We start from the raw sequence: 12,428 nt of genomic DNA, 5'->3' as shown, positions 1-12,428 counted from the left end.
GTTGTTCTCGAAGTGGACGCCGATCAGGTCAGCGCCGGTTCACGGTCCTTCACCGCGAGCGACATCACGTCGTCGTCCGCCGCCGTCGCGAGCGCGTCGTTCTCCTCCTGAAGCCGTACCAGTTCGGCTTCCAGATCACGTACGCGCTGCTGAAGGCGCCGCATCTCCGCGACCATCCGGGGGTCGGGACCGCCGACGTGGCCGAGTAGAGCCTTCGCCATGACTAAGGGTCCTCCACGCTGAGTAACCAGCAGGAATCGCGCCCGAAGAAGAGTTGCCGGTGCGCGTTTCATCTAGAGTCGCACCGGCGAGCGCCCTGGTCAAGATGGACATCACGGGCCGGTAACAACCTGTCTTCTCTAGTTTAGCATGCGCAAACCGGGTGTCCTTACCCGATCACCTCTCCACGAAACCGCGCAGGCCCCCGCGCGGCGGGGACCAGCGGGCCGCCGCGCCGTCCGCGCGGCCCGGCCGCCCGGGCGCGTCCGGCGCGTCCAGCAGCGCGAACAGCGCCGCGCACGCTTCGCGCCGGCCCTCCGCCACGACCTCGACGCGGCCGTCCCGCAGATTCGACGCGCTGCCGACCAGTCCGAGCTCCAGCGCGCGCGAGCGCACCCACCAGCGGAAGCCGACGCCCTGCACCGCCCCGCGCACCCAGGCGGTGAGGCGCACGGGCTCCTGGGACTCGTCCACCTCAGAACACCCCCCGGCGCGGCCGGGGCTGGCAGACCGGGCAACTGAACGACGACCGGTTCATGAACGCGTCCCGGCGGATCGGCGCGCCGCACCGGCGGCACGGCTCGCCCTCGCGCCCGTAGACCTCCAGCGCCCGCGCGAAATAGCCGCTCTCGCCGTTCACGTTGACGTACAGGCTGTCGAACGACGTGCCGCCCGCGGCCAGCGCCTCGGTCATGACCTCGCGCGCGCCCGCCAGGACGCGCGCGGCCTCGGCGCGGCGGAGCGTCTCGGTCGGCCGCGCCCAGTGCAGCTTCGCGCGCCACAGCGCCTCGTCGGCGTAGATGTTCCCGACGCCGCTGATCAGCGACTGGTCGAGCAGCGCGCGCTTCACACCGGTGCGGCGGGCGAGCATCCGGCGGACGAACTCCTCGTCGTCGAACGCGTCCTCCAGCGGGTCCGGCGCGATGTGCCGGATCGGCTCGGGGACCGCGCCGTGCGGCCCGTCCACCAGGTCCGCGACGAGCAGGTGCCCGAACGTCCGCTGGTCCACGAACCGCAGGTCCAGCCCGCCGTCGCCGAACGACAGCCGCACCCGCAGGTGCTTCTCCCGCGCGCGCTCCGGATCGCCGACCAGGAGCTGCCCGCTCATCCCCAGGTGCGCCAGCAGCGCCTCTCCCGGCGCGCCCGCCGGCTCGGTGAGCAGCGGCAGCCACAGGTACTTGCCGCGCCGCCGCACGGCCGCGACCTCCGCGCCCGCGAGCCGCCCCGCGAAGTCCCCCGCGCCCTCGGTGTGGCGGCGCACCGCGCGCGGGTGCAGGACCTCGGCGGCCGCGATCGTCCGCCGGGCCGTCCAACGCTCCAGCCCGCGCCGGACGACCTCGACCTCGGGCAGCTCAGGCATCGGCCGCGGGCGCGTCCGGCGCGGCGGCGCGGCGGACGGCCTCCTCGCGGATCGCGTTCCAGGCCGCCTCGGCCGCGTGCTGCTCGGCCTCCTTCTTGCTGCGGCCCTCGCCCGCGCCGTACGTCTCGCCGCCGACGCGCACGGACGCGCGGAACGTCTTCTGGTGGTCGGGGCCGCTCTCGGTGACGTGGTACTCGGGCACGCCCAGTTCCTCGACGGCCGTCAGCTCCTGCAGCGAGGTCTTCCAGTCCAGGCCCGCGCCGAGCCCCGCCGAGCGGGCGATGAGCGCGTCGAACAGGCGGTGGACGAGCGCGGCGGCCTCGTCCAGGCCCCGGTCCACGTACACCGCGCCGATCAGCGCCTCCAGCGTGTCGGCGAGGATCGACGCCTTGTCGCGTCCGCCGGTGCCCTCCTCGCCGCGGCCGAGGCGGATGTGCGCGCCCACGCCGAGGGCCCGCGCGACGCCCGCGAGCGCGCGCATGTTGACGACGGCGGCGCGGAGCTTGGCGAGCTGCCCCTCGGGCAGGTCGGGGTGGCCGCGGAACAGCGTGTCGGTGACGACCAGGCCGAGGACGGAGTCGCCGAGGAACTCCAGCCGCTCGTTGGTCGGCAGGCCGCCGTTCTCGTAGGCGTAGCTGCGGTGCGTCAGCGCGCGGTCCAGCAGCTCCGGGGTCACCACGACGCCGAGCGCGCGGGTGAGTTCCCCGGTGTCGGCGGCGTGGCCTGGCTTCTTGGCGCTCACGGGCCCTCCTCACGAGGCCGGGCGACCGCAACGCGCGGTCGCCGGTGCGGCGCGTGACGAGGGGGAGCCCGGCGGCCCGGGAGGGTCCGCGGAGACGAGGTGCGCGCCGGTGGCTCGGGGCCGCCCGGCGTGTACCACGGCTCCGGGCGCGGTACCCGGGGGAACGGCCCGGCACCGGCGTCACCCGCCGATGGTGGCACCGGACGGCGGAAGCCGCCCGGATCGGGCGCGGTCACCGCGGGCGACCGCGCCCCGGCATCCGAAGGGCGGCCGGCGCGCGTTGCGCGGGACCGCCCCCGGGATGCGCGGACGCGTCAGGACGACGGGGAGACGACCTGACGGCGGTCGTAGGTGCCGCACGTGGCGCACGCCGTGTGCGGCAGCTTCTGGTCGCGGCACGTCGGGCACTCGACGAGTGTCGGCCGGGCGGCCTTCCACTGCGAGCGCCGGTGCCGCGTGTTGCTGCGGGACTTCTTCCGCTTGGGGACGGCCACCTCAGCCCTCCTGCTTTCCTTCTCGTGGGTCGAATGGTCCGCGAGGGCGTTCGCCCCCGCTCCCCCCGGAGGAGGAGCCCGGCGCTGCGTTCGGCGCGAGGCCGCCGCCGGTCAGGTCCTTGAGCGCCGCCCATCGGGGGTCGGCGACATCGTGGTGGTGGTCGGGCCCGACGTCGGCGAGCCGTACACCGCACTCCGCGCACAGGCCGGGGCAGTCGTCCCGGCAGAGCGGCGACAGCGGCAGCGCGAGCACCACCGCGTCCCGGAGCACCGGTTCGAGGTCGATCAGGTCGTCCTCGAGCCGGAGTTCGTCGTCCTCGGCGTTCCCGCCGGAGCGGGTGTCAGAATAGACGAAGAGTTCCTGGAAGTCCGCCTCGAACGCCGAGGAGATCGGGTCCAGGCAGCGGGCGCACTCGCCTTCCAGGGGCACCCGCGCCGTGCCGCTGACCAGCACGCCCTCCAGCACCGCCTCCAGCAGCAGGTCGAGTTCGATCTGCGCGCCCGCGGGCACGCCGACCATCTCGACGCCGAAGTCCGCGGGCGCGGGGACGCGCAGCGTCTCGCGCCGCGACGTGCCCGGCTGCCGGCCGAGGGTCCGCGTGTCGAGCACGAGCGGGGCACCTGGATCGAGGCGGGACAGCGGAGACTCCTGCGCTTGGCGGGACGCCGCGACCGCGGACGCCCGGAGATGAGGCATGACGAAGGGCGGCCGTCGTTGCGGCCGGTACACCAGGGTAACCGACCCGGCGGACCGCACCCAACTCGCGGCGCGCCGCTACTCCTGGAGGCGCGCGGCCAGCCGCTCGTGGACCATCTCCGGGATGAGGCCCGTCACGTCGCCCTTGTACTTGACGATCTCCTTCATGAGGCTGGAGGAGAGGTAGGAGTAGAGCGGGTTGGTGGACATGAACATGGTCTCCACGCCCGCCATGCGGTGGTTCATCTGCGCCATCTGCAGCTCGTACTCGTAGTCGCTGACCGCGCGCAGGCCCTTGACGATGACGGGGATGTCGTTCTGCCGGCAGAAGTCGACCAGTAGACCGTGCCAGGTGTCGATGCGGATGTTGCCGTACTCCCGGGTGACTTCCCGGAGCATGTCGACGCGCTCGTCGATGGTGAAGAGGCTCTTCTTCGTCTTGTTGATCAGAACGGCGACGACCACCTCGTCGAAGAGGCGTGAGGCCCGGCTGATGATGTCGAGGTGTCCATTGGTCACGGGGTCGAAGGACCCGGGACAAACGACGCGGCGCACGCGGTGGCTCCATCCTGGCGGCTCTGCCTTCGTGCAGGTGAGGACCCTGCGGCGCGACGGTACCAAATCCGGATCATGCCGCTTTCACCCGGGTTTCAGTCCTTCAGGGACGCCAGGACGCGCGCCGCGATCTTGCCCGACTCGAGGCCGTAGCCGTCCGCCTCGGTCATCACCGCGACGGCGTACTTCGGCCTGCTCCCCGATTCGAACCCGATGAACCAGCGGTCGTTGTAGGCGACGCCGTCGATGTCGGCGGTGCCGGTCTTGCCGCCGCCGACGCGGCTGCCCTGGAGCTGCTTGCCGGTGCCGGTCCGGACGACCTCGCGCATCATCGCGCGCATCGCGTCGGCCTGGTCGGACGTGAGGGGGCGGGCCATCCGGTGCGGCCGCGCGGACTCGACCGTGCTCCCGTCGCCGCCGCGCAGCTTGTCGACAAGGTAGGGCTGCATGACCTCGCCGTCGTTGATCGTCGCGGCGGCGACCAGGGCCATCTGCAGCGGCGTCGCGACCGTGCTGCCCTGCCCGATCGAGCCGAGGGCGCTCAGCGACGGCTGGTCGGTGCGGGGGAACGAGCTGGGCGCGGCCGACATGCCCTTCTCGATGTCGATGCGCTGGTAGAAGCCGTACTTGGCGGCCTGGTCCGCGATGGCGCCGTTCCCCGGGCTCTCCGCGCCCATCCGCGCGAACGTCGTGTTGCAGGACTGCGCGTAGGCGTCCAGGAGCGGGATCGCGGGCCGGTCGCACAGGCCGCCGATGTCGCCCTCGTCGTTGTTGATGGGCTGGCCCGCGCCCGGCGGGCGGTAGCTGCGGCCCGTCCCGACCTGCGTGGCGGTCGTCGCGCCGCCCGCCAGGTCGGCGGCGGACACGATCGTCTTGAACGTCGAGCCGGGCGGGAAGACCTCGCCGGTCGCCTTGTCCAGCATCGGCTTGAGCGGCGCGGCGTTCAGGCGGCGGAACGCCTGGTCGGCCTGTTTGGCGTTCAGCGTGGAGACGTCGTTGGCGTCGAAGGACGGGTAGGACGCGAGCGTGCGGATCGCGCCCGTCGAGGCGTCGATCACCACCGCCGCCGCCCGCCGGGCGCCGCTGGCGCGCAGCGCGGCGTAGGCGGCGCGCTGGGCGCGCGGGTCGATCGTGGTCTCCACCGTGCCGCCCGGGACGTGGTGGCCGAGCAGCCTGTCCACCAGGCTCGTCGTGGCCAGGCGCGCGTCCGTGCCGTCGAGGATGCGGTTCTCCGCGCCCTCGACGCCGCTCTGCGAGTACAGCGAGAAGTAGCCGGTGATCGGCGAGAAGACCGCGCTGTCGACGTATTTGCGCTGGTAGCGCTTGTCCCCCACCTTCACCGAGTACGCCAGGCGCTCGCCGCCCGCCGTGATCGGGCCCCGGTCCAGCGTCGTGCGGCCCGCGAACTGGCGCGCGTTGTTCGGATCGTCGCGCAGCGCCTGCGCCTGGAACCCCTGCACGTACGTGACGTTCGCGAGCAGGGCCAGCGCCAGCAGCAGCGCGATGATCCAGACGCGGCCCAAGGCCTTGTCGATGCCGAGCATGACCGACTCCGTCCCCCCGGAACACGGTGATCACACATGATCATCACGTTCGGGGGCCGGACGTCAATCCGTGGCGCGCCCGTACCAGAAGACCGCCTCGCCGTACCGGCGGTCGCGCTCGGCCTCGAAACCGTCCGGCCACGCCAGCGCGGGGCCGCGCGCGGACCGCTCGACGGCGACCAGCGCGCCGCCCGCCAGCCAGCCGCCGTCGCGCAGCGCGGCGAGCAGGTCGAGAACGGCGGCGTCGGCCAGCGCGTACGGGGGGTCGGCGAAGACCAGGTCGTAGGGCGCGGCCGGGGGGCGGCGCACGACGCGCTCCACGCGGTCCGCGACGACGTCCGCGCCGGGCAGGCCGAGCGCCGCCGCGTTCTGCCGGACGACCTTCACCGCGCGCGGATGCGACTCGACCAGCAGCGCGTGCGCCGCGCCGCGCGACAGCGCCTCCAGGCCGACCGCGCCGGACCCGGCGAACAGGTCCGCGACGCGCAGGCCGTCCAGCGGGCCGAGCAGGGCGCCGATCGTGGCGAACAGCCCTTCGCGGGCGCGGTCGCTGGTGGGGCGGGTGTCCCGGCCGGGCGGGACGGCCAGCCGCCGTCCGCCCGCCGTGCCCGCGATGACCCTGCTCATGCCCCTCAGTATGGGCCAGCGGTGAGGGCGGGCGAGGCGTCCCCACCCCAGGGCGCCCCGCCCGCCGCTCGCCGGTCCCGGACCCGCGGGGTCCGGGACGTCGCGGCGCCCGCTCGCGCGGGCCTGGTCAGGCCAGCGCCCAGCGGGCCTGCGTGCGGACCCCGGGGTCGGGGTCGCCCAGGGTCTCGGTCAGCGCCGTGACCGCGTCGGGGATCTCGCCCGCCCACTGCTCCAGCGACTGGACGGCGGCGCGGCGGACGTCCACGATCCCGTCGCGCAGGGCGCGGCGCAGCGCGGGGACGGCGACGTCGGGGTCCGCGGAGCCGAGCGCGAGGACGGCGCGGCGGCGGACCTGCCAGCTCCGGTGCGCGGTCGCCGCGACGACGCGGACGTCCAGCGGCTCGGGGACGCCGAGCCCGGCGGACGCGTCGAGCGCGGCCATCCGCACGACCGGGTCGTGGTCGTCGAGCAGGTGGCCGAGGGCGTCGAGCGCGCCCACGGCGATACCGGGCGCGGGGTCGCCGGGGACCGGTTCGGCGAGCCGGGCGAGGCCGTCCGCGACGGCGACGCGGACGGCGCGGGACGGGTCGTCGGCGGCCTGCGCGGTCTCGTCGGCGGCGCGCAGCGCGACGAGACCGATGACGGCCTGGACGCGGATCTGGACCTCGTCGTCCTGGAGGCCCTGCGCGTACAGCTCGGCGGCCGCGCCGACGAGCTTGGCCAGCACCGTCGCGGCGGCGGCGCGCGCCTGCGCGTCGGGGGCGCGGTGGACGGCGCGGTGCAGCGCGGCGACGCCGTCCGCTCCGAGGGACACTTCGGCGAGGCCGTGCAGCAGCCGGGCGGCGAGGCGGCGGACGTCGCGGTCCTCGTCCGACAGCGCGCGGGCGAGCGCGTCGCCGGTGGCGCGGTCGCCCGGCTCGCCGCCGCGGCGGACGGCGCGGCCGAGGACGCGCAGCGCGGCGGCGCGGACCTCGGGCTCGGGGTCGGCCAGGTACGGGGCGAGTTCGGCGCCGTCGGGCGCTTCGAGGCGGTGCAGGTCGATGACCCGGTCGAGCAGGCCGGGGGAACGGGTCTCCCGCGCGCGGTGGGCGCGGCGCGGGCGGGCGGTGCGGGTGCGGTCGGTGAGCGTCATGGCGGTGGCCTCCGGGGAACCGTCGGAATCTCGTCGTGGGAACGGGATCAGCGACGGGAACACAGCGCGCTCGCCTGCCGCCGGAGGTCCACGTGGCGGCGGACGGTCAGGAGCTCGTTCGGGGTCACGTCCCCTATCGTGACGCACGGCCCGGCTATAGTCAACTTATCAAGTAGGAAATCTAGGTCTTTTCGAGGAACTCGGCGCGCTCCTCGTCCAGCAGCGTCGCCAGCTCCGCCGCCAGCGCCGGATGCCGCGCCAGCTCCGGGTCGTCGGCCACCAGCGCCGCCGCCGCGTCGCGCGCCGCCGTGACGACCTTCTCGTCGGCCAGCAGGGTCAGCAGCCGCAGGCTCCGCGCCCGGCCCGCCTGCGCCGCGCCGAGCACGTCGCCCTCGCGGCGCTGCTCCAGGTCCAGCCGGGACAGCTTGAAGCCGTCGGTCGTCGAGGCGACCGCGTCCAGCCGCTCGCGCGCCCGGCTCCCCGGCTCGGCGTCGGTGACCAGCAGGCACAGGCCCGGCAGGCCGCCGCGGCCGACCCGGCCGCGGAGCTGGTGGAGCTGGGAGACGCCGAACCGGTCGGCGTCCATGATGACCATGACGGTCGCGTTGGGGACGTCCACGCCGACCTCGATCACCGTCGTCGCGAGCAGGACGTCCAGCTCGCCCGCCGTGAAGCGGGCCATCACCGCGTCCTTCTCGTCCGGCGCGAGCCTGCCGTGCAGGACGCCGATCCGCAGGCCCGGCAGCAGGTCGGCCAGGCGGGGCTCCAGGTCGGAGATGCCGAGCGGGGCGCGCCGCGCGCCCTCCTCGTCGACCGGGACGGCGTCGGTCTCCTCGCCCTCCCCGATGCGCGGGCACACGATGTAGACCTGCCGACCGCCGCGCGCCTCCTCGGCGATGCGCTCCCAGACGCGCGTCAGGAACTGCGGCTTCTCCGGCGGCACGACGACGGTCTGGATTCCCGCGCGGCCCGCCGGGAGCTGGCCGAGGACGGACGTCTCCAGGTCGCCGAAGACGGTCATCGCGACGGTCCGCGGAATCGGCGTCGCCGTCATGACGAGCACGTGCGGGCGGCCCGCCCCGGCCTTGCCGCGCAGCGCGTCCCGCTGCTCGACGCCGAACCGGTGCTGCTCGTCCACCACGACGAGCCCGAGGTCGGCGAACGACACCTGGTCCTGCAGCAGCGCGTGCGTCCCGACGACGATGCCCGCGCCGCCGGACGCGACCTCCAGCAGCGCCGCCCGCCGCGCCTTCGCCCCCAGCGACCCGGTGAGCAGCGCGACCCGCGTCGCGTGCTCCTCCCCGCCGATCTGCCCGGCCTGCCCCAACCCGCCGAGCATCTCCCGGATCGACCGGTAGTGCTGCTGCGCGAGCACCTCCGTCGGCGCGAGCAGCGCCGCCTGCCCACCCCCGTCCACCACCTGCAACATCGCCCGCAACGCGACGATCGTGTTGTGCGTGGGCGTCCAGCCGTCGGTCACGTACTGCCGGTCGGGGTGGGCGACCGAGATGCACCGGACGGGTTTGCGCCCGACGTGCTCGATGGCGCGGATCGCCTTGCGGCGGCGCTCGTACTTCGTGCGCGGCCGCAGCCGGTCCGCCTTGCGCGCCAGCCGGAACGGGCGGACGGAGTTCGGCAGGGCGACGCTCGTCATCCAGTACCGCGCGCCCATCTTCACGACCGGGCGACAGCGCGCGTACCCGCCGAGGGACCGGGTGAGCCACGCGACGTCCTCCGCCAGCCGCCGCGACGCCGAGACGAAACTGACGTCGCGGCCTTCCGCGCGGAGCGTGCCGTCGGTGTCCATCAACCCCTGAAGGAGCGCTTCGCGGTCTTTCGCGGGGGCGGCGAGGTAGGACGGCGGGACGAACTTGTCGTGGGCGCCGAGACCGTAGACACCGATCTCGCGGAGCGCCGCGAGCAGGGGGTTCCCCGCCCCGCGCCGCTCGCCCAGGATCGACCAGTCCAGCGGGCGGGACTCCGAGCGGCGCAGCACGCAGCCCGGCGGCAGGAGGTTCGCGACGGCCGCCACGATCTCCTCGTCCGCGCTCGACACCGTGACGCGCCCGTACTTCAGGCAGCCGTCCCCCAGGAGGACGCCGAGCAGGTACGGCGGGACGGGACGGCCACCGCGGTCGTCGAGTTCGGGAGCCTCGACGAGCGGCAGGTACCACTTGCTCCCGCCGTTCGCGCGCAGCAGGTCCGCCCGCAGCTCGCGGGTCGTCAGGATCTTCAGCGGGCTTCCCCGGTGCCAGCCGGTGTCGGTCTTGACGGGCCACAGGTGCTCGTCGTCGCACTCGACGGACGTGCCATCGGAGAGCGCCAGTGCGTACACGTCCCGCTCGCCCTGCGGGAACACGCCCGTGACGACCGTGACCTCGCCGGACGGCGTGACGACCTCCTGCCCGACGCGCATCTCGCCCATCGGCCGGAAACCCTCCGGCGTCAGCACGAGCGCGTCCAGCGGCTGGGCCTTGCCCGCTCCGACGTCGCCCTGGAGGAGGCGGTGCATGGGGTGGGAGCGGGAGAGGTCGGCGGAGATCTCGGTGCCCACCTGGCGCTGGCCGCCGGTCAGGGTGAAGGGGAGGCGGGTGTCGAAGGCGTCCAGGAGGCCGCCGGGGACCGGGGGGCGCGGGGTCGCGGGGAGGGCGGCGGCGGCTCGGCGGCGTTGGGCCAGGGCCACCTGGACCACGAACGCCTCGTCCCATTTGAGGCGGGCGCGGGCTCGGGAGAGCTGGTCCCAGTCCTTCGGGCGGTGGATGCCCTCGTAGGCGTCGCGCAGGGGGATCAGGCCGCGTTCGGCGAGGATGCCGGCGGGCATCGGATCGGGGCCGAGGTCGGCGCGGTCCAGGGCGACCTCGACGGACTTGCCGATGGTCTCGATGTCGAGGCCCTTGGTGGACGGGTAGATCGGGATGATCTCGTCCGCCCACTCCTGCGCCGCCGCCTCCCCCGCGCGGTCCGGGACGACCTTGTACTGCGGGTGCGCGAGCTGGCGGCGGGGTCGGCCGCCGCGCGGCCGGTAGGTGCTGATCTTGCCCGCGAACAGGCCGCGCGTGCCGGGGGCCAGGTCCTTCTCGGGCCGGTAGGAGCCGCGGCGGCCGAAGAAGCTCAGCGACAGCTCGCCGGTGCCGTCGGTGACGGTGATCTCCAGGACGTAGCCGGGGCTGCGGGTCAGCGTGCGGCCCTGCACCTTCACGACCTCGGCCATGACCGTGACGTGGTCGTCGTCGCGCAGCTCGGCGAGCGGCGTCAGCTCGCCCCGGTGCGCGTAGCGGCGCGGGTAGTGGTGCAGCAGATCCCCGAGGGTGTGCAGGTCGAGGCCCTTGGCCAGCACCTTCGCGGTCTTGTCGCCGAGCACCTTGTGCAGCGGCTCGTCGAGGTTCGGCACGGGGTCCATTCAAGCCCATGCCGGGGACACCGGCTCATTCCACGCCGATGAGGAGCGGATAGAGGACCTGGCCGCCGTCGTAGACGCCGACCTCGACGTCGGGGTGCTGCTCGCGCAGGTACTTCTCGACGGACGCGACGAGGGCGTCGTCGGCGTGCGCGCCGCCGATGAGCGTGACCAGCTCGCCGCCGCCCGACAGCAGCCGGTCCAGGACGCGGCGCGCCGCCGGGAGCTGGCCGGACTCGATCAGCGCGACGTCGCCGTCGATGAGCCCGAGGACGTCGCCGGGCCGGCACAGGCCCGCGCTGGTCACCGCCTCCTGCGCGGCGACCTGGAGGTGGGCGAAGCGGGTCGCGCCCGCCGCGCGGGTCATCGCGATGACGTCCTCGCCGAAGCGGCGCAGCGGGTCGTGGACGGCGAGGGCCGCGATGCCCTGCACGGACGCCTTCGTGGGGACGACGGCGATGCGCGCCCCGGCGTCGCGGGCGCGTTCGGCGGCGGCCTCGGCGAGGGCGAGGACCTCCGGCTCGTTGGGCAGGACGGCGACCTCGTCGCCCGCCGCCAGGATCGCCTCGGCGAGGACGGCCAGCGGCGGGACCGCGCCGGGCTCGCGGCGGACGACGCGCGCGCCGCAGCTCTCGAACAGGGCGGCCAGTCCCCCGGCGGCGGTGACGGCGACGACGGCGCGGCCGCTGTGCGGGCGGTCGTCCTCGTCGGGCGGCGGGGCGTGCAGCGAGGTGACGCGGATGCGGTGCGGGCGGCCCGCCGCCAGGCCCGCCTCGATCGCGGCCCCGGCGTCGTCCACGTGGACGTGGACGTTCCACAGGCCGTCGCCGCCGACGACGACGAGGGAGTCCCCGAGGCCGTCGAGGGTCTCGCGGAGGCGCGGGACGGCGGCGTCGGCGGCGTCGAGCAGGTACATGACCTCGTAGCCGGGGCCGCGCGGCGCGGGCGGCGCCGGTTCGGCGGCGGGCGCGGCGGGGAGGCGGCCGGGGACCTCGTAGCGCTCGGGGTACTCGTCGGTGACGACGGCGGCGAGGGCGTCCAGGACGACGCAGAGCCCGGCCGCGCCCGCGTCCACGACGCCCGCGGCCGCGAGGACGTCGAGCTGCGCGGGGGTGGCGCGCAGCGCCTCGCGCGCGCCCCCGGCGGCGGCGCGGACGACGGCGGGCAGCCGGGCGGGCGGCGGGGTCGCGGCGGCGGCCGTCGCGGCGGCCGCGAGGACGCTGAGGATCGTCCCGTCCACCGGGTGCTCGACGGAGCGGCGGGCGAGCCCGGCGGCGTGCGCGAGGGCGGCGACCAGGCCCGCGCCGTCCGCGGGCCCGTCGGCCAGGCGGTCGGCCAGGCCGCGCAGGACCTGGCTGAGGATGACGCCGGAGTTGCCCCGCGCGCCGAGCAGCGCGCCGCGCGCGAGCGCCCGCCAGACCTCGGCGGCGGGCGCGCCGGGCGGCGCGCCCGCGACGGCGTCGGCCGCGCCGAGGGCGGTGAAGTGCAGGTTGGTGCCGGTGTCGCCGTCCGGGACGGGGAAGACGTTGAGGGCGTCCAGGTCGTGCCGGACGCCGCCGAGGGCGTCGGCGGCGAGCCGGCACCAGCGCCGCACCGCCGCCCCGTCGAGAAGGTCGAGACCGCCGAGCCCGTCGTCCACGCCCGCTCCCCTCACGTCGCCG

12 protein-coding genes are annotated in these 12,428 nt (G+C 75.1%); all 12 read right to left on the bottom strand.

Translation table 11 applies throughout. From position 1 onward, the window contains the following. Positions 1 to 23: 23 nt before the first annotated feature. The 12 genes from G339_RS0130300 to G339_RS0130245 all read right to left on the bottom strand — a co-directional run bounded on the left by G339_RS0130300 (position 24) and on the right by G339_RS0130245 (position 12,406). Positions 24 to 221: a hypothetical protein gene (locus G339_RS0130300; protein WP_019634823.1), complete on the bottom strand. Its 198-nt coding sequence runs from the start codon at positions 219 to 221 to the stop codon at positions 24 to 26. A 175-nt stretch (positions 222 to 396) separates the two neighbouring features. After that, a complete protein-coding gene (locus G339_RS0130295; protein WP_026341918.1) occupies positions 397 to 693 on the bottom strand; it encodes an acylphosphatase in 297 nt (98 codons plus the stop codon). 1 nt (position 694) lies between these two features. Further along, entirely contained in the window at positions 695 to 1,579 is an 885-nt protein-coding gene (gene mutM / locus G339_RS0130290) for a bifunctional DNA-formamidopyrimidine glycosylase/DNA-(apurinic or apyrimidinic site) lyase (protein WP_019634821.1), read from the bottom strand. Then, positions 1,572 to 2,321 carry a ribonuclease III gene (gene rnc, locus G339_RS0130285; RefSeq protein WP_019634820.1) on the bottom strand — a complete coding sequence of 250 codons (750 nt, stop codon included), beginning with the start codon at positions 2,319 to 2,321 and terminating at the stop codon, positions 1,572 to 1,574. Before rnc ends, mutM begins: the two co-directional genes overlap by 8 nt. Before the next feature lie 314 nt (positions 2,322 to 2,635). Then, positions 2,636 to 2,815 carry a 50S ribosomal protein L32 gene (gene rpmF / locus G339_RS0130280; protein ID WP_019634819.1) on the bottom strand — a complete coding sequence of 60 codons (180 nt, stop codon included), beginning with the start codon at positions 2,813 to 2,815 and terminating at the stop codon, positions 2,636 to 2,638. A 1-nt stretch (position 2,816) separates the two neighbouring features. Next, entirely contained in the window at positions 2,817 to 3,425 is a 609-nt protein-coding gene (locus G339_RS35860; protein ID WP_019634818.1) for a YceD family protein, read from the bottom strand. A gap of 165 nt (positions 3,426 to 3,590) precedes the next feature. Further along, a complete protein-coding gene (gene coaD / locus G339_RS0130270) occupies positions 3,591 to 4,067 on the bottom strand; it encodes a pantetheine-phosphate adenylyltransferase (RefSeq protein WP_026341917.1) in 477 nt (158 codons plus the stop codon). A gap of 95 nt (positions 4,068 to 4,162) precedes the next feature. After that, positions 4,163 to 5,611: a penicillin-binding transpeptidase domain-containing protein gene (locus G339_RS0130265; protein WP_019634816.1), complete on the bottom strand. Its 1,449-nt coding sequence runs from the start codon at positions 5,609 to 5,611 to the stop codon at positions 4,163 to 4,165. Positions 5,612 to 5,674: 63 nt separating this feature from the next. After that, a complete protein-coding gene (rsmD, locus tag G339_RS0130260; RefSeq protein ID WP_019634815.1) occupies positions 5,675 to 6,238 on the bottom strand; it encodes a 16S rRNA (guanine(966)-N(2))-methyltransferase RsmD in 564 nt (187 codons plus the stop codon). 127 nt (positions 6,239 to 6,365) lie between these two features. Next, positions 6,366 to 7,370, bottom strand: a complete 1,005-nt coding sequence (locus G339_RS0130255; RefSeq protein ID WP_019634814.1) for a HEAT repeat domain-containing protein — start codon at positions 7,368 to 7,370, stop codon at positions 6,366 to 6,368. Between the two features lie 181 nt (positions 7,371 to 7,551). Beyond that, a complete protein-coding gene (locus G339_RS0130250) occupies positions 7,552 to 10,770 on the bottom strand; it encodes a helicase-related protein (RefSeq protein WP_019634813.1) in 3,219 nt (1,072 codons plus the stop codon). Between the two features lie 25 nt (positions 10,771 to 10,795). Next, entirely contained in the window at positions 10,796 to 12,406 is a 1,611-nt protein-coding gene (locus G339_RS0130245) for a DAK2 domain-containing protein (RefSeq protein WP_019634812.1), read from the bottom strand. Positions 12,407 to 12,428 lie beyond the last annotated feature (22 nt).

The sequence above is a fragment of the Actinomadura atramentaria DSM 43919 genome (assembly GCF_000381885.1).
Classification (GTDB): Bacteria; Actinomycetota; Actinomycetes; order Streptosporangiales; family Streptosporangiaceae; genus Spirillospora; species Spirillospora atramentaria.
The sequence above is the reverse complement of the archived record's forward strand: the minus strand, read 5'-3'. Positions and strand labels throughout refer to the sequence as shown.

Bases quoted from the DNA above. Each gene is read 5' to 3' on its own strand.
- G339_RS0130300 (WP_019634823.1), bottom strand. From the start codon at position 221: ATGGCGAAGGCTCTACTCGGCCACGTCGGCGGTCCCGACCCCCGGATG.
- mutM (WP_019634821.1), bottom strand. From the start codon at position 1,579: ATGCCTGAGCTGCCCGAGGTCGAGGTCGTCCGGCGCGGGCTGGAGCGT.
- G339_RS0130265 (WP_019634816.1), bottom strand. From the start codon at position 5,611: ATGCTCGGCATCGACAAGGCCTTGGGCCGCGTCTGGATCATCGCGCTG.
- G339_RS0130250 (WP_019634813.1), bottom strand. From the start codon at position 10,770: ATGGACCCCGTGCCGAACCTCGACGAGCCGCTGCACAAGGTGCTCGGC.
- rsmD (WP_019634815.1), bottom strand. From the start codon at position 6,238: ATGAGCAGGGTCATCGCGGGCACGGCGGGCGGACGGCGGCTGGCCGTC.
- G339_RS0130255 (WP_019634814.1), bottom strand. From the start codon at position 7,370: ATGACGCTCACCGACCGCACCCGCACCGCCCGCCCGCGCCGCGCCCAC.